We start from the raw sequence: 26304 nt of genomic DNA, 5'->3' as shown, positions 1-26304 counted from the left end.
GTGGCGGCCATCGCGGCGACGCTGTGCTGGCCGCTCCCCGGCGATGCGCAGATCCGCCGCTGCACGCGCCCGGACGGCGAGGTGGTGTTCACCGATCGCGCCTGCAGCGACGTCGGCGGTGCCGACCGACCAGCCCCCGCCGTCCACTCGCCGGTCTATGGCGGCAAGGCCTACGCGCGCGGCTGCTCGCGCAGCCTGCGCGACCTGATCTTCGAGGTCACTGCGGCGATCGACAGCCGCGACGTCAACCGCCTGGCCGGGGTCTACAACTGGACCGGCATGTCGAACCGCAACGGCTACGCCGTGCTCGAACGACTGGACACCATCGCCAACCGCCCGCTGCTGGACGTGAGCGCGGTCCTGCCCGCGCCGCAGCTCAGCCTCCAGTCCGACGGCGACATGACGGTCAGCGGCACCGTGGACGCCCAGGCCTGGCCGGGCGCAACGGTCGTCCAGCGCAGCCCGGTCGCACTGCGCGTCGAGCAGACCCTTGCCAACGGCTCCACGCCCTCGCGCACCGTGTTCGGGCTGCGTCGCCACATGGGCTGCTGGTGGATCGTGCTCTAGGCGGCTGCGGCAGGTACAAGCGGGACTGCAGTGAACGATGACGGCAAGCGTCCGCTGGACGTTCCGGGCGAAGCAAGAACGCAGCTCATGTCGCGGCAAGAAACGATCCCGCGCCCTGCCCGGGATGACGGCAACGGCTCGAAAGACAGTCGTTCCCGCCCGCTTTCCCTCCATCTGGCAAAATGACGGTTTCCCCTCACTGCAGGCGGCCGGCATGCAATACCCCGAATGGATCTGGCAGAACGGCACCATCAAGCCGTGGGCCGAAGCGACCACGCACGTCATGTCGCACGCGCTGCACTACGGCTCGTCGGTGTTCGAGGGCATCCGCAGCTACGAAACCCCCGACGGCCCGATGATCTTCAGGCTGTCCGACCACAATCGCCGGTTGTTTGCGTCGGCGCGCATCTACGACATGGCGATCCCGTATTCGCTCGACGAGATCAACGCCGCCTGCCGCGCGGTGCTGCAGAAGAACGCGCTGGGCAAGGCCTACCTGCGGCCGGTGGCGTGGCGCGGGCTGGGCGGCTTCGGGCTGTCCGCTGAAACTCCCATCGACGTGGCGGTCGCAGCGTGGCAGATGGGCGCCTACCTGGGAGACGGCGTGCTCGAGCAGGGCATCGACGCCTGCGTGTCGAGCTGGCAGCGCTTCGCGCCCAACACGATCCCCGCGGGTGCCAAGGCCGGCGGCAACTACCTGTCCGGCCAGCTGATCGCGCGCGAGGCGCGCCGCCTCGGCTTCGGCGAGGGCATCGCGCTCGCCTCCACCGGTTTGCTCAGCGAAGGCGCCGGCGAGAACATCTTCCTGGTCTTCGACGGCGCGCTGCACACCACGCCGGTCAGCGCGGCACTGCTCAACGGCATCACCCGCAACAGCCTGATCACGCTGGCACGCGATGCCGGCATCGAGGTGGTCGAGCGCGACATTCCGCGGGAATACCTCTACCTGTGCGACGAGCTGTTCATGTGCGGCACGGCGGCGGAAGTCACTCCCATCCGCTCGATCGACGGCCGCCAGATCGGCGCCGGCAAGGCCGGCCCGGTGACGCGACGGATGCAGGAACTGTTCTTCGGGCTGTTCGATGGCAGCACGAAGGACAGGCATGGCTGGCTGGAGCCGGTGGACCCCGCGTAGGTCGGCCCTGCGTGGCCGACGGCCCGCGCAGGAATGCCGGCTTGTGCCAGTTTACACGCGCGTCGGGGACGTAGCCCCGACCTACGAAGCGACGTTCGCGGCCGAGAATGTCAGCGTCGCCACGACGCCGCGCTCCTCACCGGGCACCACGCGCACCTGCCACTCGTACAGCGCGCACAGGCGGCGCACGATCGACAGGCCGATGCCGCCGCCGAGCGAATGCTCGGCGTGGGTGCCGCGGTAGCCGCGTTCGAACAGGCGGGCCGCATCTTCCGCGGACAGGCCGGGGCCGGAGTCGATGACCTCCACCGCGTTGTCCAGCAGGCGCACGATCACCTCGCCGTGGGTGGTGTACTTGACCGCGTTGCCGATCAGGTTGCCCAGCGCGACGTTGACCGCCGATTCGGGCGCATCGACCACCATCTCGCGCCCGCCTTCCAGGCGCAGCTCCAGGGGCTTTCCGCCCAGCTGGGTACGGTGGGCATCCAGCAGCTGTTCGGCGACGCGCTGCACGTCGGTGGCGCCGTGGCCGCGCTCGTTGCGCGACAGCAGCAGCAGCGCGCTGATCAGGTCGGTGCACTGCTGCTCGGCGCGCTGGATTCGCAGCAGCCGCGCCCGCGTCTTCTCGTCGAGGCCGGGCTTCGACAGCAACAGCTCGACCGCTCCCTTCACCACCGCCAGCGGCGTGCGCAGTTCATGGCTGACGTCGGCGTTGAACTCGCGGTCGCGCTGCACCACCTCGGTCAGGCGCGAGGCGTAATCGTCGAGGGCGGAGGCGAGCTGGCCCACTTCGTCTTCCGGGAAGTGCAGCGCCAGCGGCTCGGGCTGGGTGCTTCCACCCGAGGCCTGCAGGCGCCGGGCAAGCTCGGACACCGGGCTCATGACCCGCGAAGCAGCCCACCAGCCGACAAGCAGCGAAAACAGCGTGAACACGAAGACCGACGCATACAGCGCCCGGTTGAACTGCTCCTCGCCACGACTGGCCTGCGACATGTCGTAGGCCAGGAAAAACCACGCATTGGGCGTCTTGCGCACGGCAAGCTTGTACGACATCTGGTTGCCCAGCTCATCGGTACCCGTGATCCCGGTGATGCCGTCCTTCAACGCATACCATTCCGGTCGATTCCTGCGCACCTGTTCGAACTTGTCCGGCGTGTACACAAACGCGCGAATCTGGTTGACCGGAAACGAGACGTTGCTGGGGTCCTGCTCGAACTGGCGCGCCGCCTCGCTGATGTTGCGATTCATCACGTCCTCGATGATCGCTTCCTCGACACGATTGCGCGCATAGTTCGTCGCGAACGCAAACAGCGTGGTCAGGCCGAAGCCCAGCAATACGAACGACAGGATGATGCGGCTGCGCAGCCGCCGCCGGTAGCGCCGCTTCCGGCTCCGCGGCTCTTTACGCGCTCGCATCGGGCGCAGCGATGCGGTATCCGATGCCGTGACGGGTCTGGATCAGCAGCACGGGGAACGGCTTGTCGACCACCGCGCGCAGGCCGTGGATGTGGACGCGCAGCGAGTCCGAATCCGGCAGTTCCTCGCCCCAGACCCGGGTCTCCAGCTCCTGCCGCGTGACCACCGCCGGCGAGGCCTCCATCAGCGCCTGCAGGATCTTCAGCGCGGTGGGGTTGAGCTGCAGCAGCTTGCCGCCTCGGCGCACTTCCAGGGTGTCGAGGTTGTACTCGAGGTCGGCCACTTCCAGCACCCGCGTCTGCACGCCGCGGCCGCGCCGCGACAGCGCGTTGAGGCGCACCTCGACTTCCTGCAGCGCGAACGGCTTGACAAGGTAGTCGTCGGCGCCGGAATCGAAGCCGGCCAGCTTGTTGTCGAGGCTGTCGCGCGCCGTGAGCATCAGCACGGGCGTCTGCTTGCGCGCGTCGTTGCGCAGCTTGCGGCAGACCTCCAGGCCGTCCATGCCCGGCAGGTTGAGGTCGAGCACGATCGCATCGAAGTCGTGCACCACGGCCAGGTGCAGGCCGGTCACGCCGTCGGCGGCGAAGTCCACGGTGTGGCCGCGGTCTTCGAGATAATCACCGAGGTTGGCGGCGATGTCCTGGTTGTCTTCGATGACGAGAATGCGCATGGGTTTGTTCTAAAAGCCTTCTTTTGGCATCTGGCGGGGCGGCGAACGCCTGAGCATTTCCTGGGACTCTTCCTGCGCGCGGTTGCGCGCGGCAACGGTCATGCACTGGTTGCTGCTCATGTGCGAGCCGGTCTTCTTCACCCGCTTGCAGACCAGGCGGCTGTTCTCGCCGGCCTTGGTCAGGATGTTGTTGACCAGCTCCTGGTCATTGAACACCGCGACCTTCTGCGGCTCCCCGAGCTGGTCCACGCCACCGGCCTGGTCGAGCGTCGTGGTGATCCGCGCCAGCGCCGCTTTCACCTTCTCGCGGTCCGCGGCGTCGATCTCGCTGTAGGTTTCGCCGTCGCCCAGCTCCTTCAGTATGTTGTCGCGCTGCGCCGTGAAACCGTTGTCGACGTCTACCCGCGTGCCCGTATCGGCCGCCATCGCACTGCCCGCAAACAGCATGAGCGCCGCAATCAATATCCCCCTGTGCATCTGTCGCATCCTCTGTGTGGCCCGTGGCCGGTGAATGGCATTGGAGTCTGGCACAAAACAAAAGGCCCAAGCGAGGTGGTCGCTTGGGCCGAAAGGGTACTGCCCCGATAACCGTAATCCGCCGACTGACCTGATGGAATGTCTGGAGAGAGCGCAACTCCGGTCCGGGAAACGTTACGACCGGGACGGTTAGTCGGTCGTTAAAAACCTTGTTATTTTTTCATTAAGGCGGGGCGCATCAACGACTTCGCCCGCCGCGCCGGCAACGCCGGGGCGCCGGACGCGACGTGGTCGATGATCAGGCCGGCGATATCCACGCCGGTGGCCTGCTCGATCCCCTCAAGTCCCGGCGACGAGTTGACCTCCAGCACCAGCGGGCCACGGTTGGAGCGGATCAGGTCGACCCCCGCGACCCCCAGCCCCAGCACCTGCGCGGCGCGCACGGCCACCGCCTGTTCGGCCGCGCTCGCGCGCACCGCCTTGCCGATGCCGCCGCGATGCAGGTTGGAACGGAAGTCGCCCTGCGGCGCCTGTCGGCGCATCGCCGCGACCACCCGGTCGCCGACCACGAAGCAGCGCAAGTCCGCGCCCTTGGCCTCCTCGATGAACTCCTGCACCAGGAACGTGGCATAGAGCCCGCGCAGGGTCTCGATCACGCTGCGCGACGCCGACGGCTTCTCGGTCAGCATCACCCCGCTGCCCTGGGTGCCCTCGTTGAGCTTGATCACGTGCGGCGGCGGCCCGAGCATCGCCAGCAGGTCGCCGGTGTCGTCGGGGTTGTCGCCGAACACGGTCACCGGCAGGCCGATGCCCTGCGCTGCGAGCAGCTGGTGGCAGCGCAGCTTGTCGCGCGCGCGCATGATCGCGACCGACGGGTTCGGGGTGCAGCTGCCCATCAGCTCGAACTGGTGCAGCACCGCGTTTCCGTAGCGCGTGATCGAGGCGCCGATGCGCGGGATCACCGCGTTGTAGCCGGCGATCGCCCGGCCCTTGTAGCGCATGTCGAAGCCTTCGACGCTGATGCGCATGTAGCAGCGCAGCGGATCGAGCACGCGCACGCTGTGGCGGCGCTCGCGCGCGGCCTCGACCAGGCGCCGCGTCGAGTACAGCTTGCTGTTGCGCGAAAGGATGGCGAGCTTCATGCGGTGGGCCCGGGCTGGTGTCGCGGCGGTTTGCCGTGGAGCGAGGATCGTGCGGGGTCGACCGTGAACGCACCCGCGATGGCGGTGCGGCCGAGCAGCATCGGGAACAGCATGTTGCGGCGATCCGCCAGGTTGATTTCGATGTCGCGTTCCATCCCGGCAAGCCACAGCCGGGTGGCGAGGAAGACCCGCCGGGTGCGCCGCCCGCCGGAGTCGGCCACCTCGCGCTCATCCAGGATCGGCGCGCGGGCTTCCACCGCTGCGTGGCTCCCACGCATCGGGGTGATGCGGAAGCCCACCCACGGCGCGCCGGCCTCGCTGAACCGCCACTGCGCGTCCACGTGCAGCGCCGAGGTGCGGACGCCGGTATCCACCTTGGCCCTCAGGCGCGCGATGCCGAGCGCCGGCAAGCCCACCCATTCGCGCCAGCCCAGCTCGACCATCGTTCGTCCTTCGCGCGCGCTGCAAGGCGTGCCATCAAAAACGGCGGCCCGCCCATGGGACGCGCCGCCGTCGGAACCTGGAGCGGGTGAAGGGAATCGAACCCTCGTCAGTAGCTTGGGAAGCTACAGCTCTACCATTGAGCTACACCCGCACAAGCCACCAGTTTATGCCCGCGGCGCGCGCCGTGGCAATCCGGCCGGCAGCAGGCACGGCCGGAAAAACGAAGGGCCCGCGAGGGGCCCTTCGTGTGTCGCCAGAACGCGGCAATCGTCAGAAGCTGCTGCCCACCGTCGCAAAGACGGTGGCGTTGTTGCCGCCGCCCTGCTGCACGGTGGCGATGGCGCCGATGTTGGCATCCAGGCCGAGCAGGCGGGTGCGCGCACCGATGACGATGGAGGTGTAGTTGCGGTCGTACGACAGCCCCGGCACCGCGTATTCCAGCGAACCGGGCAGCGACTGCGCGCTGGCGAAGACCTGCCTGTCGCCTTCCTCGAACTCGTGGTCGTAGGTGAGCTTCGCGTACGGCACGAGGTGGTCGTTGATCGCGTAGCTGGCCTGCCAGCCGATGCTGCCGATCAGCGAATCGAAGCTCTGGTCGGCGTAGGCCAGCGACGAGGACAGCGCCGGCTGGCTTTCCTTGTAGCCGTCGACGTCGATCTGCTGCGATACCACGCTCAGCACCGGGCCGTGCTGCAGCGCGCCGCTGCCGAAATTCCAGCCGGCGTTGATCGCGGCGGTGATGTTGTCACCGTCGGCCGAGCCGGTGTGCACGCGGGTGGCCTGGCCAAGCTGGAGCTTGCGGTCCACGTCGAAATCCAGCTGCGAGTAGCTCAGCTGGCCGTTGACCCAGGCGCCGCCCTCGCCGTACCAGCCGATGAAGCCGCCGAGGGTGGCCTCGGACTGGTCGAACCTGCCGGTGTTGCGGCCGAAGTCGATGCGGCCGCGTCCGTAGCCGGCGAAGCCGCCGAACACGAGGTTGCCGCGGGTCCAGTCGACGCCGCCGGCCAGCGCCGGGATTGCGCCGTCGTACTCGTCGCCGCTGCCGTAGCGCTGGAAATCGCCGCGCAGGTTGGTCCACCAGCGCATGCCGTCGGACTCGGGGGCGCCGGACACGTGCGAACCGACGATGTCGGCGCGCGCGCGGCCGGTGGTCGCCGCCGAACGCGGCAGCACCGCGATCTGGCGCGGCGCCTCGAGCATGTTGATCGCCAGCTGGCTGATGATCTGGTGCGCGCCGGCGCTCGGATGCACGCCGTCGGCGAACAGGTAGCTGCCCTGCACGTTCGGATTCACGTACGAGGCGGGGTTGCAGAACAGCGACGAGTCGCCCGCCGGGGCCGGCTGCATGCCGCAACCTGCATCGGTCACGTTGACCAGGCCGTAGGCCGAGGGATCGGCCACGACTTCCTGCAGGAAATGGAAGGTGTCGACCGGGATGACCTTCAGGCCACTGCTCGCCAGCCCGCCGAACAGTGCGTTGTTGTAGGCCGTCGCCAGCGCCGTGCCCTGGCCCATGCCGGCGGCACCACCGGCACGCGCGGACGGCGTGAGTCCGATGTCGGGAATGGTCGGCACCAGCACGTACTGCGCGCCCGCCGCCTGCAGCGTGCCGACGATGCCGATCTGCGCGGTGACCGCGCCACCGATGATCGCCTGCGCCTGCGACGGATCGGCGGCAACGGCGAACAGGTCGTTGGCGCCGCCCCACACGGTGTACAGCGCGTTCGGATCGGCCTTGCCGCCGTTTGCGGCGAGGTACTTGTTCATCTGCGTGGCCAGCGACGGGATCGGGCCGAGGCCACCGGCAGTGTCGATACCCACCCGCGCGCCGCCAGCGGCATAGTTGTCGCCGCTCTGGCCGTTGCCGTTTGGCGAGGCATCGGTGCCGTAGTACTGCGCCAGGTATTCGGACCAGACCAGGCCCGGATTGGTGGTGAACTTGCCGATCAGCGCGCCGGAGGGGCCCACCACCTGCACCAGCACGGGGCGGAAGTAGCCGCTGTCGGTGAGGCTGTCACCGAAGAACACGGTGTTGCTGTAAGGGCTGCTGCCCTGCGCGAAGACCGGGGCGGCGGCCAGCGCCAGCGCGGCGGCGAGGGTGTGGCGGATGGGACGGGACAGCAACGCCATGTCTGGAATCTCCTTGGGAATGGGGCCGCCGGCGGCATACGCAGGCGGATGGTGGCGCATGTTTCCACGAACACCGGATGCGCTCAAGGTGCGCCGCCGCATCGCCGATGCAGGCGTCGCGGCAAGCGGCCACAATACGCGCATGGACATCCTGCTCAACGGCGAACCGCTGCCGCTCCCGGAACACACCACCCTGGCTGCCCTGCTCGAGGCCCAGCACCTGGCCCAGCGCCGCGTCGCGGTCGAGATCAACGGCGAGATCATCTCGCGCAGCCGCCACGCCGAACACCTGCTGCAGGCCGGCGACAAGGTCGAGATCGTCCACGCGCTGGGAGGCGGGTAAGCAGGCACGCCTGCGAGGCACCACCTCGCGCCTTGGACGAACGCACCGGGTGCTGCACGGGTTCGGGCTGGCCGGGCCAAGCGATCCGGAGTCCCGGTGCCCCTCCACGGACGGCACCGACAGCCCTTGAGATGCAACGCGTGCTCCACCGGCATCCGCCGCGCCCGCCTACCCCCACCCCACGCTGACTCCCGGCAGGCGGAATCCCTGACTCGCCCGCGCACTTGCGCGATAATTCGGCGATGGATACCCAAGCGCACCACGGCGACGCACTGGTCGTTGCCGGCAAGACCTACCGCTCGCGCCTGCTCACCGGCACCGGGAAGTTCAAGGACCTCGACGAAACCCGCGCCGCGACCGAAGCGGCGGGCGCCGAGATCGTCACCGTTGCCATCCGCCGCAGCAACATCGGCCAGAACCCGGGCGAGCCCAACCTGCTCGACGTGCTGCCGCCCGACCGCTACACCATCCTGCCCAATACCGCCGGCTGCTACACCGCCGAGGACGCGGTGCGCACCTGCCGCCTGGCGCGCGAGCTGCTCGACGGCCACGCCCTGGTCAAGCTCGAGGTGCTGGGCGACCAGAGGACGCTGTTCCCGGACGTGGTGCAGACGCTCAAGGCCGCCGAGCAGCTGGTCGCCGACGGCTTCGACGTGATGGTCTACACCTCCGACGATCCGATCCTGTGCAAGCGGCTGGAAGAAATCGGCTGCGTGGCGGTGATGCCGCTGGCCGCGCCGATCGGCTCGGGCCTTGGCATCCAGAACCGATGGAACCTGGTCGAGATCGTCGAAAACGCCAAGGTCCCGATCATTGTCGACGCCGGCGTCGGCACCGCCTCCGACGCCGCGATCGCGATGGAACTGGGCTGCGACGGCGTGCTGATGAACACCGCCATCGCCGGCGCCAGGGACCCGGTGCTGATGGCCCACGCGATGAAGCTGGCGATCGAAGCCGGGCGCGCAGCGTTCCGCGCCGGGCGCATCCCGCGCAAGCGCTACGCCAGCGCATCAAGTCCCGTCGACGGACTGATCGACTGATGGCCGCGGCGGGAACGGCCACCGCCGCGACGGGCCTGCCACTGCCCGACCGCGCGGCCCTCGCCGCTCCCGCCACGGAGACCGGGCCGCGATGACCGACCCGTTCTCCAGCAGTGGCGCCAAGACCCCGCCAAAACCGTTCACGGTCGAGGAAGGCCGGCGCCGCGTGCGCAGCTTCGTGCTGCGGCAGGGCCGGTTCACGCCGGCGCAGCAGCGCGCGTTCGACGCGCTGTGGCCGCGTTTCGGGCTGGATTACACCGGCGCGCCGCGCGATTTCGACGCCGTGTTCGGCCGCACGGCCAGGCGCGTGCTCGAGATCGGCTTCGGCAACGGCGAAGCGCTGCGGTTTGCCGCCGCGCGCGACCGCGAGCGCGACCATATCGGCATCGAAGTCCATGCTCCCGGCGTCGGCCGCCTGCTCAACGCGCTGGACGAGGACGGCAGCGACCACGTGCGCCTCTACCACCACGATGCGGTCGAAGTGCTGGAGCACGAGGTCGCCGACGGCGCGCTGGACGAGATCCGCATCTACTTCCCGGATCCGTGGCACAAGAAGCGCCACAACAAGCGCCGCCTGCTGCAGCCTGCGTTCGCGGCGCTGCTGGTGAAGAAGCTCGCGCCCGGCGGCCGGCTGCACCTGGCCACCGACTGGCAGGACTACGCCGAACAGATGTGGGACGTCCTCGATGCGACGCCCGGCCTGCGCAACCGCGCCGGGCTGCGTGGCCACGTGCCACGTCCCGACTGGCGGCCGCAGACGCACTTCGAGACGCGGGGCCAGCGGCTGGGGCATGGCGTGTGGGATCTGCTGTATGACCGGGATTCGGGATTGGGGATCGGGGATTCGGAATGACCAGCCGTTCGGCTGTCGACAACGGAGATTCGTAAAAGCATGCATTCTTGTCGCGTGTCCGTAGCGGAGCGAATCCCGCCAGGCACCCGCGATCCAACCGTCATCCAGCGCGTTCCCGCATCCCTGATCCCCAATCCGCGATCCCGCCCCTGAATGGACACCTCCCTCACCCTCACCACCGACATGGCGCTCGTGCTGGGCCTGGTCGTGATGACGATGGTGTTGTTCCTGTTCGAGCGCGTGCGCGCCGACGTGGTGGCGCTGGTGGTCCTGGTGATGCTCGGCCTGACCGGGCTGGTGGCGCCCGAGGACATCTTCAACGGCTTCTCGTCGGACGCGGTGATGAACGTGATCGCGACGATGATCCTGGGCATGGGCCTGGACCGCACCGGCGCGCTCAACCGCCTCGCCAGCTGGCTGCTGCGGCGCTCCAACGGCATCGAGCAGCGACTGCTGCTGCTGTCGTCGGCAATCGCCGGACTCAACTCGTCGATCATGCAGAACACGTCGGTGACGGCGCTGTACCTGCCGATCGTTTCGCGACTGTCGGCGCGCACCGGCGTGAGCCTGTCGCGGCTGCTGATGCCGGTGTCCGCGGCGATCATCATGGGCGGCGGCCTGACCATGGTCGGCAACTCGCCGCTGATCCTGCTCAACGACCTGCTGGTCGCGGCCAACGCCAACCTGCCCTCCGGCGTGGGCACGCTGGAACCGCTGAACATGTTCGCGCCCGCACCGATCGGCCTGGTGCTGCTGCTGGCGGCGCTGGCGTACTTCCACTTCTTCGGCAACAAGCAGCTGCGCGACGACACCGACAAGGGCGTCACCCCCGCGCGCACGCAGAGCTACTTCGCCAAGTCCTACGGGATTGAGGGCGAGGTGTTCGAGCTGACCGTCAGCGCCGACAGCCCGCTGGTCGGCATGTCACTGGGCGAAGCCGAAGCGCTGCACGGCGCGCCGCTGCTGCTCGCGCTCAAGACCGGCAACGAATCGCGGCTGGCGCCACCGGGCGACGCCCGCATCTGGGTGGGCAGCGTGATCGGCGCGATGGGACCGCGCCAGCAGGTCGCGGATTTCGCCCAGAACCAGTTCCTGCGCATGAGCACGCGGCTGCGCGAGTTCGGCGACCTGTTCAACCCGAGCCGCGCCGGCATCTCCGAGGCGGTAGTGCCGCCGACGTCGAAGTTCATCGGCAAGACCCCCGGCGACCTGCACCTGCGCAAGACCTACGGCATCAGCCTGCTGGCGATCAACCGCGACAAGGAGGTATTGCGCGAGAACGCGCGCAACGTGCCATTGCGCGCCGGCGACATGCTGGTGCTGCACAGCATCTGGCAGGACCTGGCGGAGACCGCGGCCAACCGCGACTTCGTCGTGGTCACCGACTATCCGAAGGGCGAGCAGCGGCCGCACAAGTTCAAGATCGCGATGGTGATCTTCGCGGTCACGATGCTGATCGCGCTGTCGTCGAAGATCCCGACCTCGATCGCGCTGATGGCCGGCGTGGCGGGGATGCTGGTCAGCGGCGTGCTGAAGATGGACGAGGCCTACGCCGCGATCAACTGGAAGACGGTGTTCCTGATGGCCTGCCTGATCCCGCTGGGCTGGGCGATGGATTCAAGCGGCGCTGCGGCGTGGGTGGCCGGCCACAGCATCGAACGCCTGCCCGACGGCCTGCCGGGGTGGCTGATCCAGTTGGCGCTCGCGCTGCTGACGACGCTGTTCTCGCTGGTGATCAGCCACGTCGGCGCGACCATCGTGATGGTGCCGCTGGCGATCAACCTGGCACTGGCCGTGGGCGGCGACCCGACCGCGTTCGCGCTGATCGTGGCGCTGTCGGCGTCCAACAACTTCATGACCGCGTCCAACCCGTCGATCTCGATGATCACCGGCCCGGCCGGCTACACCGCGCGCGACATGTGGCGGGTGGGCGGACCGCTGTCGCTGGTCTACACCACGATCGTGGTGCTGATGGTCAACCTGATGTTCTAGATGACGGGCGGGGCAGCCCGGAGCGCAACGCGTGCGTAGGTCGGGGCTACGCCCCCGACGCACGTGCTGGTTGAAATTGGCAACGGCTCCGGCCGCGAGTTCCTGGACTTGGCAGGCGCAGGCGTCCGGGCGTAGCCCCGACTACGGCAGATCGAGGAAAACCTTGCCTTCGCGGACGACGACGGCCACCGGGCGCAGCGACTCGCCGCGGCAGGGGCCGGCCACGCAGACGCCGCCGGACAGTTCGAATGTGGCGCCGTGCACGGCGCAGACCAGGTGGCCTTCGCGGTTCTTGAGGAACTGGCCGGGCGCCCAGTCCAGCCGACGACCGGCGTGCGGGCAGATGTTGAGCCAGGCCCGGACGCTGTCGCCGTCGCGATGCAGGATCAGCGATTCGGCGTCGCCGTCGATGGTGGCTTCGGCCTCGGCGAATCCACCGTCGTCGATCTGCGAGAACGCGACCAGGCTGGTTCCGCCATCACCCGCGCTTAACAAACTCCTTACATCTTCACTCATTGCGCGGCCGATACTCCGTCACCTGCTCACTATCGTAACGCCACGACCGCATCATGTCCGACCGCCTGTTCCGCAGCTTCCAGACCCGTTTCTCCAGCGCCGGCCTGTCCGCGATGTTCGCGCCACGCAAGCCGCGGCACCCGCTGCTGCGCGTGCTGCTGGGCGTGGTTGGAGTGCTGCTGCTGGCCGCGCTGCTGGTGGTCGGCCTGGTCGTGGGCACGGCGATGCTGGCGGGCGGCCTGGTCATGCGGCTGCTGCGCGAACGCGGCAAGCCCAGGGCGACGCCCAGTCGCGTGGTCGACGGCGAATACCACGTCGTGAAGACCGGCCAGCCGCTGCTGCGCTGAACACGCCCGCGTCCACGTCGACGCGCAGGCCCGCTGCATCCCTCCCGGAACATCCATGACCGACGCTTCCCGTGATGTCGTCCCCGTGCTGCCGCGCCCGCGCGTGCCGGTCCGCGGCGGCGGCAGCTTCCCGGCACACCGGATCTACTGCGTCGGCCGCAATTTCGCCGACCACGCCCGCGAAATGGGCGCCGCCGTGCCGGCATCGAATGCCGAGCGCGGCGAGCCCGTGCTCTTCCTCAAGCCGGTGGACGCGCTCGTCACCGCCGGCGAAGCCACCTACCCGCCCGGCACCGGCAACCTGCAGCACGAGATCGAACTGGTCGTCGCGCTGGGCCACGACGCCCCGCCAGGCCTGCTTGGCCGTGACGCCGCGCAGGCGCTGGTGTTCGGCTACGGCATCGGCCTGGACCTGACCCGCCGCGACCTGCAGGCCGCGGCGAAGGCCAAGGGCCTGCCCTGGGACACCGGCAAGGCGTTCGACCAGTCGGCGCCCGTCAGCGAGCTGCTGCCGGCGGCGATGGTGGGCGAACTGGCCGCGCGCACGCTGTCGCTCACGGTCAACGGGGTGCTGCGCCAGCGGTCGCGGCTGGACCAGTTGATCTGGGATGTCCCGGACATCCTGCAGGCGCTGTCGAAACTCTACGCCCTGCGCGCCGGCGATCTCGTTTTCATGGGCACGCCGGCCGGCGTCGGCCCGCTGCAGCCCGGCGATGCCTGCTTGGGCCGTCTCGACGACCTGCTCGAGCTGCATTGCCGCATCACCGCACCGCGCGTGTAGGCTATGGCCATCACCACCGCGAGCGAGGGCAATACATGGGCATGATGAGTGAGTTCAAGGAATTCGCGATGCGCGGAAGCGTCGTCGACCTCGCCGTCGGTGTCGTGATCGGCGCGGCCTTCGGCAAGATCGTCACCGCGCTGGTCGACAAGGTCATCATGCCGCCGATCGGGCTGCTGATCGGCGGCGTGGACTTCTCGAAGTGGGTGATCACGCTGAAAGAAGCAACGGTGGACGCGGCCGGCGAAGCGGTGCCTGCGGTGGTCATCGGCATCGGCGAGTTCCTCAACGCCGTGATCCAGTTCGCGATCCTGGCGTTCGCGATCTTCCTGCTGGTCAAGGCGATCAATCGCATGAGCAAGAAGGAAGAAGCCGCCCCCGCCGCGCCGGCCGAAGACGTGCTGCTGCTGCGCGAGATCCGCGACTCGCTGAAACGATAGGACCCGCCTGCGCGTGATGCGACCGCTGCCACGCGCGGCATGACTTGTGCCACGGGTCACCAGGCCGCGAGGGCTGCCACCCTCGCGGCTTCGTCTTTTCCTGGCGCATGCCGGCCGGTCGCCGCGCGATGCGTCGCTTCCGGAGACACCCATGCGCCTCGCCCCGCTGCTGCTCGCCCTCGCCCTCGCACTGCCCGCCATCGCAACGCAGGCCGAAACCCGCATCCCCGACCGGGCGATCGAGCAGGCCGCGCAGTTGCGCGAGCAGGCGCTGGCCAGCGACCTGGGCTGGAAGATCACCGAATCGCTGACCACCGAGGTCGGGCCGCGCCTGGCCGGCAGCGAGGCCGACGCGCGCGCGGTGGCCTGGGCGAAGGCGAAGTTCGAGCAGCTCGGCTACGACAAGGTCTGGACCGAGCCGGTCACGTTCCCGAAATGGGTGCGTCGCGGCGAACACGCGCAGGTGCTGGGCGAACACGCGCAGCCGCTGCTGCTGACCGCGCTGGGCGGCAGCCCCGGCGGCACGGTCGAGGGCGAGGTGGTGCGCTTCGCCGACCTCGACGCGCTCAAGGCCGCGCCCGACGGTTCGCTGGCCGGCAAGATCGCCTTCGTCGACTACCGGATGAAGAAGCAGCGCGACGGCGGCGACTATCGCAACGGCGGCGGCATCCGCGGCCGCGGGCCATCGGTCGCGATCCGCAAGGGCGCGGCGGCATTCCTGATGCGCTCGGCCGGCACCGACTCCTCGCGGGCGCCGCATACCGGCAATACCCGATTCGAGGAGGGGCTCGAGCCGATCCCGTCGGCGGCGCTGTCGGTCATCGACGCCGACCAGCTCGCGCGCCTGGTGGCACTGGGGCCAACCCGCGTGCGCGTCGCGCTCGACTGCGGCTATGACGGCGAATACACCTCGCACAACGTGATCGGCGAGATCACCGGCAGCGAGCGCCCCGACGAGATCGTGCTGATCGGCGGCCACCTGGATTCGTGGGACCACGGCACCGGCGCGATCGACGATGCCGCCGGCGTGGCCATCACCATGGCCACCGGCGCGCTGCTCAAGCCGCTCAAGCCCAGGCGCACGATCCGCGTGGTCGCGTTCGCCAACGAGGAGCAGGGCCTGTTCGGCGGCCGCGCCTACAGCGACAAGTACGCGAAGGACGTCGCGAAGCACGTGATCGCCGCGGAGAGCGATTTCGGCGCCGGCCGCATCTACGGCTTCGACAGCAGCGCGCGCGACAGCGAGAAGGCCGCGTTCGCGCAGATCGCGGCGGCGCTGGCGCCGCTGGGCATCGAATCGATGCCCGGCCAGGGCGATCCGGAGTCCGACATCGGCCCGCTGACCGAGCGCGGCATGGCCTGGGCCTGGCTGGGCCACGACGGCACCGACTACTTCGACCTGCACCACAACGCCGAGGACACGCTCGACAAGATCGACCCGAAGGCGCTGGCGCAGAACGTCGCCGCGTACACGGTGTTCACCTGGCTCGCGGCGCAGGCCGACGGCGGTTTTGGCAGTGCACCGAAGGCGGCGCAGGCGGGCGACTGACGCCGGCTGCCCTTCGGAACCCCCGCGCGCGAAAAAACGGCAGGGTCGAACCCCGCATCGAGTCCGTGCCGACCTGCAACCTCCGCTGCGCTGCAGACGCACGCAATCCGGGCCGACATGGCCCGTTGTGCAGCGCCACGGGGAAAAGCCCCGCGGGCGCTGCGGGTCAGCTCATCGCAAGCGCGCCCACTGCGCCAGCAGCACCGCGGTGGCGGCGGAGACGTTGAGGCTTTCGACCGCGCCGCTGCCGGGGATCGACAGCCGCAGGTCGCAGCCGTCAGCCAGCGCTGCATCCATGCCCTCGCCCTCCGCTCCGAGCACGTACACCAGCCGCGCCGGCAAGCGTGCGGAAAACAGGTCCGCACCGCCGCGCACCACCGTGGCGGCAAGCGTGAAGCCGGCGCCGTGCAGCTGCGCGATCGCGTTGTCCTCGCGGCCGAGGCGTACGAACGGCACCGCCTCGGCGCCGCCTTCGGCCACCCGCGCGGCGGCGCCCGACAGCGCCAGCGGCGAATGCTTCGGCAACAACAGCGCCGAGACACCGAAGTGCGCGGCCGACCGCAGGATCGCGCCCAGGTTGTGCGGGTTGCCGACGCCGTCGAGCCACAGCGCGCAGCACGGTCCGGCCGGCAATGCGCCAAGCCACGCGGCCAGCGACTGCGGCGGCTCGCGCAACACGTCGGCCACCACGCCTTCGTGGTGCTTGCTGGCGGCGAGTTTGTGCAGGTCGGCCTCGTCGACCACGCGATAGCCGACGCGGTTGGCCACGCACCATTTCAGCAGCGGCTGCAGCCGTGGGATGCGGTCTTCGGCCAGGTAAAGCTTGCGGATCGCATCGGGACGGCGCGCGAACACCGCCTGCACGGCGTTCAGCCCGTACAGGCGCAGTTCTTCGCTGCGCGCGGGGCGTTCCGCAGGCTGCGGCGCTTCGTGCGCCTGTCCTTCGCGCGCATGGCGCGGCGCGGCCGGCCTGGCGTCCGGTTGCCGTGGATGCCGCCTCCACGGCGACGAGGGAGGATCAGTCGGCATCGTCGAGCGTGTCCCGGGTCCTGGCGAAGCTGCGCAGGTCGTGCAGCTTGCCACGCTTGAGTACCGCGCGGCGCTGCGTGCCTTCCTCGATGAAGCCGTTCTTCAGCAACACCCGCGCCGAGGCGCTGTTGAAATCGAGCGCCGCCGCCTGCAGCCGGTACAGCGACAGCGCGTGCATCACCCAAGGCGCGAACGCGCCGACGACACGGGTCATGTGGCCTCGGTGCCAGTGGCGCCGGCCGAGCCAGTAGCCCAGCTCGGCGCCGTGGCGTCGCTCGCCGTGCCCGGGGCGCACGCCGATGCCGCCGCAGGCCTGGCCGTCGAGTTCGATGGCGAACACCGGCGCGTTGAAGTCGACCACGCGGCCGGTGAGGAACGCCTCGCCGTCGGCGCGCGTGTAGGGAAACGGGAAGCGGTCGCTGGTGCCGCGCGAGACCTGCTCGTCATTGGCATGCAGCAGCAACGCATCGAGGTCGCCGGCATGCCACGGGCGCAGGAGCACCCCGGCGCCGGCGTCGAGCCGCACGGCCTTCCAGTCCCGCTTCGCGACTTGCCCGGTCATGCCGCGCAGGATACGCGAGCCTTGTTCGCGCAAGTCGGGGCTGCGCCCCGGCGCTTCGCGATCGTTGGACCCCGCGCAGCCCTGGAATCCCGGGGCGTCGGGGCATGGCCCCGACCTATGCGTGGCCACCCACCGACGGCGTTTCCGCCTCCAGCTTTTCCAGCTCCTGCGCCACCGCATCGGGCGAGCGCGTGAACGGCGCCAGCAGGGCGTAGAACGCGGGCACCACGAACAGCGACAGCAGGGTGGAAAACGACACGCCGAAGACCACCACCACGCCGATGGTCGCGCGGCTCGCCGAGCCCGGGCCGCCGGCCAGCACCAGTGGAATCGCGCCGACCGCTGTGGCGATCGAGGTCATCAGGATCGGGCGCAGGCGCACCACCGACGATTCGACGATCGCCTGCTGCACCGAGCGGCCGGCGTCGCGCAGCTGGTTGGCGAACTCGACGATCAGGATGCCGTTCTTCGCCGCCAGCCCCACCAGCATCACGATGCCGATCTGGCTGAACAGGTTGAGCGTGCCGCCGGTGATCGCCAGGCCGATCAGCGCGCCCAGCACGCCCAGCGGCACGGTCAGCATGATCACGAACGGATGGATGAAGCTCTCGAACTGCGCCGCCAGCACCAGGTACACCACCAGCAGTGCCAGGGTGAACGTCAGCAGCACCGCGCTGCCCGCCTTCTGGTACTCGCGCGACTCTCCCTTCCAGTCGATCTGCGCGTAGTCGGGAAGCTCGTTGCGGGCGACCTGTTCGAGGAAATCCAGCGCCTCGCCCATGCTGTAGCCCGGTGCCAGCCCCGCGCTGATGGTGATCGCGCGCATGCGGTTGAAGCGGTTGAGGCTGCCCGGCTCGGCCAGCTCGCTGAGCGTGACCAGGTTGGACAGCGGCACCAGGTCGCCGTTGCGCGCGCGCACCCGGATCGCATCGAGGTCGGCGGGATCGGCGCGGCCGGCGCGGCCGGCCTGCACCAGCACGTCGTACTCCTCGCCTTCCTGCACGAAGGTGGTGACCTGGCGGCTGCCCATCATCGTTTCCAGCGCGCGGCCGATGTCGGTGACGCTCACGCCCAGGTCCGAGGCACGCGCGCGGTCGATCTGCACCCGCATCTGCGGCCGCGTTTCCTTGTAGTCGGAGTCGACCGAGAAGAAGCCGGGATTGGCTTCCATGCGCTGCATCATGATGTCGCGCCAGCGCGCGATCTCCGGGTATTCCGGCCCGCCGAGCACGATCTGGATCGGCTGCCCGCGGCTGCCGACCAGGCCGCCGCCAACGCGCGGCTGCGCGCGCACGCCGCTGAGCGTGCCCAGGTCCTTGCGCAGCGAGTCGGCGACCTGCGCCGTGGACTGGTCGCGCTTGTGCCAGTCCTCGAGGAACACGATCACGTTGCCGGTATGCATCTCCTCGTTGGCACCCCAGCCGCCAGGGACGCGGGTGTTGTACCGGCGGATCACCGGATCTTCTCCCTGCACCCGCCGCGCGAAGATCGATTCGACCTGCTTGATCTGCTTGACCGTGTAGTCGAAACCCGCCCCCTCGGGGCCGACGATCGAGACGAAGAACGCGCCGCGGTCCTCGGCAGGCGCGAGTTCCGAAGGCACGAACCTGGCCAGCCCGTAGATCGCCGCGACGCAGGCGACCATCGTCAGCGCCACGCCGGCGACGATCCGCCACGGTCGCAGCGCGACCAGCCGCGCAAGCGCGCCGCGATAGGCGTTCGCCACCCACGCCAGGCCGTGGTTGAACCATCGGTTGACCGGGTTGGATTTCTCGTGCGCATGCGGGCGCACCAGCTTCGAGGCCATCATCGGCGTCAGCGTCAGCGCCACGAACGCCGACAGCGCCACCGCGCCGGCCAGCGCCACCGACAGCTCGCGGAACAGGCGCCCGGTGTTGCCTTCCATGAAACCCACCGGCAGGAACACCGCCACCAGCACCGTGGTGGTGGCGATCACCGCGAACGCCACCTGGCGGGTGCCGCGCACCGCCGCCACCAGCCGCGGTTCGCCCAGGTCGACGCGGCGCTGGATGTTCTCCAGCACCACGATCGCGTCGTCCACCACCAGCCCGATCGACAGCACCAGGGCCAGCAACGTGAGCAGGTTGATCGAGTAGCCGAACAGGTACAGCGGGATGAATGCCGCCAGCAGGCACACCGGCACCGTCACCGCCGGGATCAGCGCCGCGCGCAGGCTGCCCAGGAACAGCCAGATCACCAGCAGCACCAGCGCGACCGCCTCGCCCAGCGTCCAGTACACGCGTTCGATCGAGGCTTCGATGAAGACCGTGTCGTCGAAGGCGACGAAGATGCGGGTGCCCTCGGGCAGCGACTTCTGGATCTCCACCGCCATCGCCCGCGCGGCGCGGGTGACGTCGAGCGCGTTGGCTGTCGAGGTCTTGATGATGCCAAGGCCGATGTTGGGCTGCCCGTTGCTCTGGTAGTACGCGCGGCGTTCGGCCGAGGCCAGTTCCACCTGCGCCACGTCGCCCAGGCGCACCACGTAGCCATCGTCGCCCTTGCGCAGCGGGATCGCGGCGAAATCGCCCGGCGTGGTGTAGCCGCGCGCCACGCGCAGGGTGAAGTCGCGGGTCTCCGATTCGATGCGGCCGGCCGGCAGTTCGACGTTCTCGGCGCGCAGCGCCGCCTCGACGTCGTTGGGGGTGACGCCGCGCGCGGCCATCGCCGCGGCGTCGAGCCAGATGCGCATCGCGTAGCGCTGGCGGCCGCCGATGCGCACCTGGGCCACGCCGTCCAGGCTCGACAGGCGGTCGACGATGTAGCGGTCGGCGTAGTCCGACAGCTCCAGCGCGTCCATCGTCGTCGAGCTCATGTTGAGCCACATGATGGTGTCCGAATCGCTGTCGGCCTTCTCCACCTCGGGCGGATCGGCCTCGTCCGGCAATCGATCGGCGACGCCGCTGATCGCGTCGCGCACGTCGTTGGCCGCGGCCTCGATGTCGCGCTTGAGGGTGAACTCCAGGGTCACCGCGGAGCGGCCGTTGACGCTGCGCGACTGGATGGTCTCGACGCCCTCGATGCCTGACAGCGCGTCTTCCAGCACCTGGGTGATGCGGGTTTCGACCACCGCTGCCGAAGCGCCGGGATAGTTGACGTCCACCGAGACGATCGGCGGATCGATCGCCGGCAGCTCGCGCAGGGTCAGCCGCGAGAACGCCATGATGCCCAGCACCATCAGCAGCAGGCTCACCACGGTGGCGAAGACCGGGCGGCGGATGGAAACATCGGACAGCAGCATGGCTCAGTCCCCCGCGGCAGGCGCGGCCTTGCGCGGCGCAGGCGACGCAGCGGGCACCGTTGCCTGGCCTGCCGGCGCGGAGCCGGGCGCGGGGGCCGCGGCCTCGCGGATCGCGATGCCCGCGCGCAGCTTGCCGGTGCCGTCGACCACGATGCGCTCGCCCGGCGCCAGTCCTTCGAGGATTTCGGCGCGTCCGCCGGCGCGCGCGCCGACCTTCACCGGGGCCTGCTCGACGGTGTTGTCGCCGCGCACGCGGTAGACGAACGAGTCGCGGCCGACCTGCACGATCGCGATCTCCGGCACCAGCAGCGCCTGCCGCTCGGGCCGCTCCAGCTCGACCTGCAGCAGCATGCCGGGGCGCAGCGCGCGATCCGGGTTGGCGAAATCGCCGCGCACCATGGCCGCGCGCGTGGCCGCGTCCAGGCGCACGTCGACCACCGACACCACGCCGTCGAACACGCGCCCGGGGAAGGCGCCCGCCGTGCCGCGCAGGCGCTGGCCCGCCGCCACCTTCTCCATCTGCACTTCCGGTATCGGGAAATCGACGTACACGCGGGCGATGTCGTCGAGCGACGCGATCACCGTGCCCGGCGTGACCAGCGCACCGGGACTGACCCGGCGGATGCCGAGCCGGCCGGCGAACGGCGCGCGGATCACCCGGTCGTGCAGGTTGGCCCGGATCTGTTCGACCTGCGCGCGCGCCGCATCGCGGGTGGCGCGCTGGGTATCGAGCGTGGCGTGCGCGATCAGCTGCTGCGCGGCCAGTTCCTGCTGGCGCTTGTACAGCCGCTCGGCCTCGGTGGCCGCCGCCTGCGCCGCCGCCAACGCGGCATGTTGCTGCTGGCCGCTCAGGGTCACCAGCGGTGCGCCCGCGGCGACTTCGTCGCCACTGTCGAAATGGACCTGCTGCACCGTCTCGCTGACCTTCGCGGTGACATCCACCGACTCGCGTGCCTTCACCGTGCCCAGCGCGCGGATGTGGTCGTTCCAGGGCTGCATGCCCACCGTGGCGGTGGTCACCAGCTCGACCGGGGCGCTGTCGTGTCCCCTGGCTTCCTCGCGCGCGCCGCACGCGGCAATGCCGAGGCCCAGCAGGGCGATGAAGGCGAGGCGATGCGGGGCGATGATGGTGCGGGAGTCGGACATCTATCTGCAGGAAGCGACGAAGGGAAACCGGTCGAGTTTATCGGTTCGACGCGGCGCCAACGTATGCCATCAGCCCCGTCTGGAAAAGCCGCTTCGTCGTCAACCTCCTGCCCGCTCGTGCGTTACGCGAACTGCCCCGCAGCCGCCGGACGGTTGTTTCGACTCGCCGGCAGGCTGGAAGACGGGACGCCTGCGCCGTGGCCCGCCACGCCCGGAACGGCAGCGCCGGCCCCGGCCTTGCCCATAGCGGCCGCGCCATCGTTCCACCAGCCGATTGCCGGCGTGCCATTTGCAGGCGTGCGCGAGGCCGTCGGCGGGCGTAGTGTCGGCCCTTCCCCCCCAAGGCAGGTCTGGCCATGATCCACGACAGCATCCTCGACACCATCGGCCGTACCCCGGTGGTGCGCCTGAACCGCATCGCGCCCGCCAGTGTTTCCTTGTACGCCAAGGTCGAATCGTTCAACCCCGGTGGCTCGGTCAAGGACCGGCTCGCGCTCGCCATCATCCTCGACGCCGAGGCCCGCGGCCTGCTCAAGCCCGGCGACACGGTAATCGAGGCGACCTCCGGCAATACCGGCGTGGCGCTGGCGATGGTCTGCGCGGCGCGCGGATACAGGTTCGTCGCGATCATGACCGAGACCTTCTCGATCGAGCGCCGCAAGCTGATGCGCGCGTACGGCGCGAAGGTGATCCTGACCGCGGCCGCCGAACGCGGCACCGGCATGGTGCGCCGCGCCGAGGAACTGGCCGCGAAGCACGGCTGGTTCCTCGCCCGCCAGTTCGAGAACCCCGCCAACCCCGCCTACCACCGCCAGACCACGGCGGCCGAAATCCTGCGCGACTTCGCCGGCCGGCGCCTCGACCACTTCGTCAGCGGCTGGGGCACCGGCGGCACGCTGACCGGCGTCGCCGACGTGCTGCGCGTGGCGCGCCCGGAAGTGACGGTCACCGCCGCCGAGCCGGCCGTGGCCTCGCTGCTGGCCGGCAAGGACTGGTCGCCGCACAAGATCCAGGGCTGGACCCCCGATTTCGTGCCCGCGGTGCTCGACCGCAAGGCCGCGTCGCGCATCGTGACGGTCGACGACGCGAGCGCCCGCGACACCTCGCTGCGGCTTGCGCGCGAGGAAGGCATCTTCGTCGGCATCTCCGCGGGCGCCACCGTGGCAGCGGCGCTGGAAGTTGCGAAATCGGCGGACGACGGCGACGTGATCCTGGCGATGCTGCCCGACACCGGCGAACGCTACCTGTCGACGTTCCTGCTCGAGGGCGTGGAAGAAGGGTCCGACGACGCCTGGCTGGCGTCGCTGGACTGAGCCGCGGCGCACGGATGCGGATCGAGGTCGTCGAAGGCGACATCACCGCGCTGGCGGTCGACGCGATCGTCAACGCCGCCAACGAGTCGCTGCTCGGCGGCGGCGGCGTGGACGGTGCGATCCACCGCGCCGCCGGCCCGGGCCTGCTCGCCGAATGCCGCGCGTTGCCGGAGATTCGGCCCGGCGTACGCTGCCCGACCGGCGAGGCGCGCATCACCGGCGGGCACCGGCTGCCGGCGCGCTTCGTGATCCACACCGTCGGGCCCGTGTGGCACGGCGGCGATGCCGGCGAGCCGGCGTTGCTGGCCGCCTGCTACGCCAATGCGCTGCGACTGGCCGCAGCGCACGGGGTGGCGTCGATCGCGTTCCCGGCGATCAGCTGCGGTGTATTCGGCTATCCGCATGCGCGGGCTGCCGCCGTCGCGATCGCACGGCTGCGTGCGTGGGATGCACCACTGCCCGTGCACGTGCAGCTGGCCTGCCGCGACGCCGGCATCGCAAGGGAATACCGCGGACAACTGCGGGACTGAAGCCGCGTCGGCGCCTGCACGGGCGTGCTCCGCGACGGAGGATCCTGGCGCGGAGCGCGCTCAGGCGCTGCCGAACAGCCACCATCCCAGCGCGACCAGCGCCACGGCCAGCACCAGCAGCAGCCAGCCGTGGCTGCCGCTGTCGCCGGCGACCACGGTCGGCACCCGCTGCGAATGCATCGGCATCTTCCGTGACGCGGCGGCCGCGGGCGGCGGCGCTCCGCCGGCGCGAATCCGGTCCACCGCTTCTTTCGCCGCGGCCAGGCCCAGTGCCGGGTTGGCTTCCCGCAGCAGCGCAATCGCCGCAACAAGCTCGCCACGCGCGATGGCGTCGGCCGCTGCCTGGGGAAACACGAACTTCCCGGGCGCGCCGTTCCCCGGCAATCCCGGGGACGCCCCCGACCGCTGTGCGGCCGCGTAGGCATCCACCGCGTCCTTGGCCTCCTTCAGGCCCAGCCCGGTGGTCGCTCGCACGATCTTGACCGCTTCGATCATCCGGCCGCGCGCGAGCGCGGCCACGGCGTCGGGCGGCAGCTGGAGGGAACTCGACGACATGGCGCACCCCGATGCGGACTTCGCAGACAGCCTACGGTACCAGCCGATAGCGGCGAATCTCCGGCCGTACCGGTCGCGCAACAGGCGACGCACCGTGCGCCCCTGCAACCGGCCGCCCGACTCGCCAGAAAAGGAAACGCCGGCATCGCGCCGGCGTTTCCAAGACCTGCCGATCGCCAGGGCGATCAGGCCGTGCGGTCCCACTGGCCCAGCGCGGCCATGCCGTTGTCGCGCGCACGGGCGAACACGGTGTCCTGCGCGCCGGCGTAGTTCTTCACCAGGTCCTGCGACCACAGCTTCAGCGCCGCCGACTGCATCGCGCGGCCGTACGAGAACGACAGCGGCCACGGGTTCGGGCCGAGGCGGTTCATCGCGTCCAGGTGCGCGGTGGCGTCTTCGTCGCTCTGGCCGCCGGACAGGAACACGATGCCCGGCAGGATCGCCGGCACCGAGGACTTCAGGCACATCAGGGTCGCTTCGGCCACTTCGTCGACGCTGGCCTGCTCGTCGCAGTCCTTGCCCGGGACGACCATCGACGCCTTGAGGATCGTGCCCTCGAGCGCCACGTTCTGCTGGTACAGCGCATCGAACAGCGAGCGCAGGGTGACTTCAGTGACCTCGAAGCAGGTTTCGATGTCATGGTCGCCTTCCATCAGCACTTCCGGCTCCACCATCGGCACCAGGCCCTGCTCCTGGCACAGCGCGGCATAGCGCGCCAGCGCGTGGCTGTTGGCCTCGATGCAGGTGCCCGAGGGGATGTCGTCGCCGATGTTGATCACCGCGCGCCACTTGGCGAAGCGGGCGCCGAGCTTGTAGTACTCCTCCAGCCGCGCGCGCAGGCCGTCGAGGCCCTCGGTCACCACTTCGCCCGGGAAGCCGGCCAGCGCATGGGTGCCCTTGTCGACCTTGATGCCCGGGATCATGCCGTTGTCGGCCATGTACTTCGCGAACGGCACGCCGTCCTTCGTCTTCTGGCGGATGGTCTCGTCGAACAGGATCGCGCCGCTGATGTGCTGGCTGAGGTTGGGCGTGGTCAGCAGCAGCTCGCGGTAGGCGCGGCGGTTCTCTTCGGTGTTCTCTACACCAACGCCGGCAAAGCGCTTGGCGATGGTGCCGGTGGATTCGTCGATGGCGATGATGCCCTTGCCCGGCGCGACCATGGCCAGGGCGGTTTCGGCAAGCTGTTCGATACTCATGTCGGAAGGCTCGGAGGCGGCGGAAAGACCGCTGATTATAGCCTGTTGCACGCCTGTGCCCGCCTGCGCAGGAGCATGCAACCGGTTCCAGCCGCCCGGACAGTGGATGCGGAAATCCACGCGGGACGCCTCGCCGTGCCGTCCCTCAGGGCTTCACGTTTACCCGGCATCCACACATCCGGACGCACCGGCGCCCGGCCCTTGGTCCCGCGCAAGCGACGGCGGCTGAGTGTGTCCGTCACCGTGGCATCCGGCATGGATGACGGAGGCCTGGATGGTCGAGCCGGACGCTGGATGGACGCTGTCCACCACGTCGCCGGTGGTACTCGCTCCCGAACGGTTTGAGTACGGAGGCACCATCATTCGCCCGGGCCTGGAGGATAACGTTCGAACGCAGGCAGCGTGCCGAGGTGCGGAACCCAGGATTGCTGCTCAGCCGTTTGAACCTGGACAGCCGGTGGCAGCGCATTGGGGTCATCAAGCGTTGCGGCCTGAACGTCCATCAAGCCCGGCAGGGTTTCATCGTTCCGGTAAAAAAGCCCCGTTCCGCACTCTGCGCAGAACGAACGCATGGCGGCGCCCGATGAATTGAAGGTTTTCGGGGCCCCGGACAGGATCCTGACGCCGGACTCCGGGAACATGGCCCACGCAACCATGGGAGCGCCCGCACTGCGTTGGCAGTCCCTGCAATGACAAACTGCCACCCATTTCGGATTCGCCGTGAGTTGGTACGTTACGGCCCCACATTGGCAGCGGCCAGTCAGATGCATGAGCAAGCTCCCGGACTTCGAAGGCGAGAAGATTCATTCGTTTTGCAGCCAGCACGCAATGGTATCGGCTTGATGCTGTGACGACTGCCGCAAGACTACCGG

At 69.4% G+C, this 26304-nt stretch carries 26 protein-coding genes and 1 tRNA gene; 12 read left to right on the top strand and 15 right to left on the bottom strand.

Going from position 1 to position 26304, the window contains the following annotated elements; translation table 11 throughout:
* Positions 1–567: a hypothetical protein gene (locus tag H570_RS15845; RefSeq protein ID WP_169447717.1), complete on the top strand. Its 567-nt coding sequence runs from the start codon at positions 1–3 to the stop codon at positions 565–567.
* A gap of 214 nt (positions 568–781) precedes the next feature.
* Entirely contained in the window at positions 782–1702 is a 921-nt protein-coding gene (locus tag H570_RS0101290) for a branched-chain amino acid transaminase (RefSeq protein ID WP_027079172.1), read from the top strand.
* 81 nt (positions 1703–1783) lie between these two features.
* Here the strand turns inward: H570_RS0101290 and H570_RS0101285 are convergent, their stop codons facing one another.
* The 7 genes from H570_RS0101285 to H570_RS0101255 all read right to left on the bottom strand — a co-directional run bounded on the left by H570_RS0101285 (position 1784) and on the right by H570_RS0101255 (position 7981).
* The gene (locus H570_RS0101285; protein ID WP_027079171.1) at positions 1784–3118 is read right to left on the bottom strand and encodes a sensor histidine kinase; all 1335 of its coding nucleotides are present in this window, start codon (positions 3116–3118) and stop codon (positions 1784–1786) included.
* Entirely contained in the window at positions 3105–3788 is a 684-nt protein-coding gene (locus H570_RS0101280; RefSeq protein WP_027079170.1) for a response regulator transcription factor, read from the bottom strand. Before H570_RS0101280 ends, H570_RS0101285 begins: the two co-directional genes overlap by 14 nt.
* A 9-nt stretch (positions 3789–3797) precedes the next feature.
* Positions 3798–4265, bottom strand: coding sequence for a hypothetical protein (locus tag H570_RS0101275; RefSeq protein ID WP_027079169.1), 468 nt, complete (start codon positions 4263–4265; stop codon positions 3798–3800).
* 212 nt (positions 4266–4477) lie between these two features.
* Positions 4478–5407, bottom strand: a complete 930-nt coding sequence (gene rimK, locus H570_RS0101270; protein WP_027079168.1) for a 30S ribosomal protein S6--L-glutamate ligase — start codon at positions 5405–5407, stop codon at positions 4478–4480.
* Positions 5404–5850 carry an ATP-dependent zinc protease family protein gene (locus H570_RS15840; protein WP_036134593.1) on the bottom strand — a complete coding sequence of 149 codons (447 nt, stop codon included), beginning with the start codon at positions 5848–5850 and terminating at the stop codon, positions 5404–5406. The genes rimK and H570_RS15840 overlap by 4 nt, the downstream gene beginning before the upstream one ends.
* Before the next feature lie 78 nt (positions 5851–5928).
* Positions 5929–6002 (bottom strand) — tRNA-Gly (locus tag H570_RS0101260).
* Between the two features lie 119 nt (positions 6003–6121).
* Positions 6122–7981, bottom strand: coding sequence for an autotransporter domain-containing esterase (locus tag H570_RS0101255; protein WP_027079167.1), 1860 nt, complete (start codon positions 7979–7981; stop codon positions 6122–6124).
* Between the two features lie 142 nt (positions 7982–8123).
* Here H570_RS0101255 and thiS point away from each other — a divergent pair, with 142 nt between their 5' ends.
* From thiS to H570_RS0101235, 4 genes are all read left to right on the top strand, one after another.
* A complete protein-coding gene (thiS, locus tag H570_RS0101250; protein ID WP_027079166.1) occupies positions 8124–8324 on the top strand; it encodes a sulfur carrier protein ThiS in 201 nt (66 codons plus the stop codon).
* Positions 8325–8566: 242 nt separating this feature from the next.
* Positions 8567–9364: a thiazole synthase gene (locus H570_RS0101245; RefSeq protein ID WP_036134590.1), complete on the top strand. Its 798-nt coding sequence runs from the start codon at positions 8567–8569 to the stop codon at positions 9362–9364.
* A gap of 91 nt (positions 9365–9455) precedes the next feature.
* A complete protein-coding gene (trmB, locus tag H570_RS0101240) occupies positions 9456–10217 on the top strand; it encodes a tRNA (guanosine(46)-N7)-methyltransferase TrmB (protein ID WP_027079164.1) in 762 nt (253 codons plus the stop codon).
* A 153-nt stretch (positions 10218–10370) separates the two neighbouring features.
* Positions 10371–12209 carry an SLC13 family permease gene (locus H570_RS0101235; RefSeq protein WP_027079163.1) on the top strand — a complete coding sequence of 613 codons (1839 nt, stop codon included), beginning with the start codon at positions 10371–10373 and terminating at the stop codon, positions 12207–12209.
* A 141-nt stretch (positions 12210–12350) separates the two neighbouring features.
* On the opposite strand, the gene H570_RS0101230 is transcribed toward H570_RS0101235, so the two are convergent.
* Positions 12351–12725, bottom strand: coding sequence for a Rieske (2Fe-2S) protein (locus H570_RS0101230; protein ID WP_051175954.1), 375 nt, complete (start codon positions 12723–12725; stop codon positions 12351–12353).
* Positions 12726–12778: 53 nt separating this feature from the next.
* Between H570_RS0101230 and H570_RS0101225 the strand changes: the two genes are divergently transcribed.
* From H570_RS0101225 to H570_RS0101210, 4 genes are all read left to right on the top strand, one after another.
* Positions 12779–13072 carry a hypothetical protein gene (locus H570_RS0101225; RefSeq protein WP_084499586.1) on the top strand — a complete coding sequence of 98 codons (294 nt, stop codon included), beginning with the start codon at positions 12779–12781 and terminating at the stop codon, positions 13070–13072.
* 55 nt (positions 13073–13127) lie between these two features.
* A complete protein-coding gene (locus H570_RS0101220; RefSeq protein ID WP_036134587.1) occupies positions 13128–13853 on the top strand; it encodes a fumarylacetoacetate hydrolase family protein in 726 nt (241 codons plus the stop codon).
* Between the two features lie 35 nt (positions 13854–13888).
* Entirely contained in the window at positions 13889–14293 is a 405-nt protein-coding gene (gene mscL / locus H570_RS0101215) for a large-conductance mechanosensitive channel protein MscL (RefSeq protein WP_027079159.1), read from the top strand.
* Between the two features lie 151 nt (positions 14294–14444).
* Complete coding sequence (locus H570_RS0101210; protein ID WP_027079158.1) at positions 14445–15842, top strand: M28 family peptidase; 1398 nt, start codon at positions 14445–14447, stop codon at positions 15840–15842.
* Between the two features lie 171 nt (positions 15843–16013).
* On the opposite strand, the gene H570_RS0101205 is transcribed toward H570_RS0101210, so the two are convergent.
* The 4 genes from H570_RS0101205 to H570_RS15835 form a co-directional block, all read right to left on the bottom strand.
* On the bottom strand, positions 16014–16871 hold the full coding sequence (locus H570_RS0101205) for a TrmH family RNA methyltransferase (protein ID WP_027079157.1): 858 nt from the start codon (positions 16869–16871) through the stop codon (positions 16014–16016).
* Entirely contained in the window at positions 16861–17433 is a 573-nt protein-coding gene (locus tag H570_RS0101200; protein WP_051175953.1) for a GNAT family N-acetyltransferase, read from the bottom strand. The genes H570_RS0101205 and H570_RS0101200 overlap by 11 nt, the downstream gene beginning before the upstream one ends.
* Positions 17434–17548: 115 nt before the next feature.
* Positions 17549–20692 (bottom strand): efflux RND transporter permease subunit, encoded by a 3144-nt coding sequence (locus H570_RS0101195; protein WP_027079155.1) that lies wholly within the window; start codon positions 20690–20692, stop codon positions 17549–17551.
* A 3-nt stretch (positions 20693–20695) separates the two neighbouring features.
* On the bottom strand, positions 20696–21838 hold the full coding sequence (locus tag H570_RS15835; protein WP_156899784.1) for an efflux RND transporter periplasmic adaptor subunit: 1143 nt from the start codon (positions 21836–21838) through the stop codon (positions 20696–20698).
* A 356-nt stretch (positions 21839–22194) separates the two neighbouring features.
* Here H570_RS15835 and cysK point away from each other — a divergent pair, with 356 nt between their 5' ends.
* Positions 22195–23151, top strand: coding sequence for a cysteine synthase A (gene cysK, locus H570_RS0101185; RefSeq protein ID WP_027079154.1), 957 nt, complete (start codon positions 22195–22197; stop codon positions 23149–23151).
* Positions 23152–23165: 14 nt separating this feature from the next.
* Positions 23166–23681 (top strand): O-acetyl-ADP-ribose deacetylase, encoded by a 516-nt coding sequence (locus H570_RS0101180; RefSeq protein ID WP_027079153.1) that lies wholly within the window; start codon positions 23166–23168, stop codon positions 23679–23681.
* A gap of 60 nt (positions 23682–23741) precedes the next feature.
* Here the strand turns inward: H570_RS0101180 and H570_RS15830 are convergent, their stop codons facing one another.
* From H570_RS15830 to H570_RS18425, 3 genes are all read right to left on the bottom strand, one after another.
* Positions 23742–24236 carry a ribosomal protein L7/L12 gene (locus H570_RS15830; RefSeq protein ID WP_036134584.1) on the bottom strand — a complete coding sequence of 165 codons (495 nt, stop codon included), beginning with the start codon at positions 24234–24236 and terminating at the stop codon, positions 23742–23744.
* Between the two features lie 185 nt (positions 24237–24421).
* Positions 24422–25432: a class I fructose-bisphosphate aldolase gene (locus tag H570_RS0101170; RefSeq protein ID WP_027079152.1), complete on the bottom strand. Its 1011-nt coding sequence runs from the start codon at positions 25430–25432 to the stop codon at positions 24422–24424.
* A 359-nt stretch (positions 25433–25791) separates the two neighbouring features.
* Positions 25792–26202: a GFA family protein gene (locus H570_RS18425; protein ID WP_084499583.1), complete on the bottom strand. Its 411-nt coding sequence runs from the start codon at positions 26200–26202 to the stop codon at positions 25792–25794.
* Between the last annotated feature and the right edge of the window lie 102 nt (positions 26203–26304).

This window comes from Luteimonas mephitis DSM 12574, from assembly GCF_000422305.1.
GTDB lineage: Bacteria > Pseudomonadota > Gammaproteobacteria > Xanthomonadales > Xanthomonadaceae > Luteimonas > Luteimonas mephitis.
Note: the sequence above shows the minus strand (reverse complement) of the source record. Positions and strands in the feature narration are given on the sequence as shown.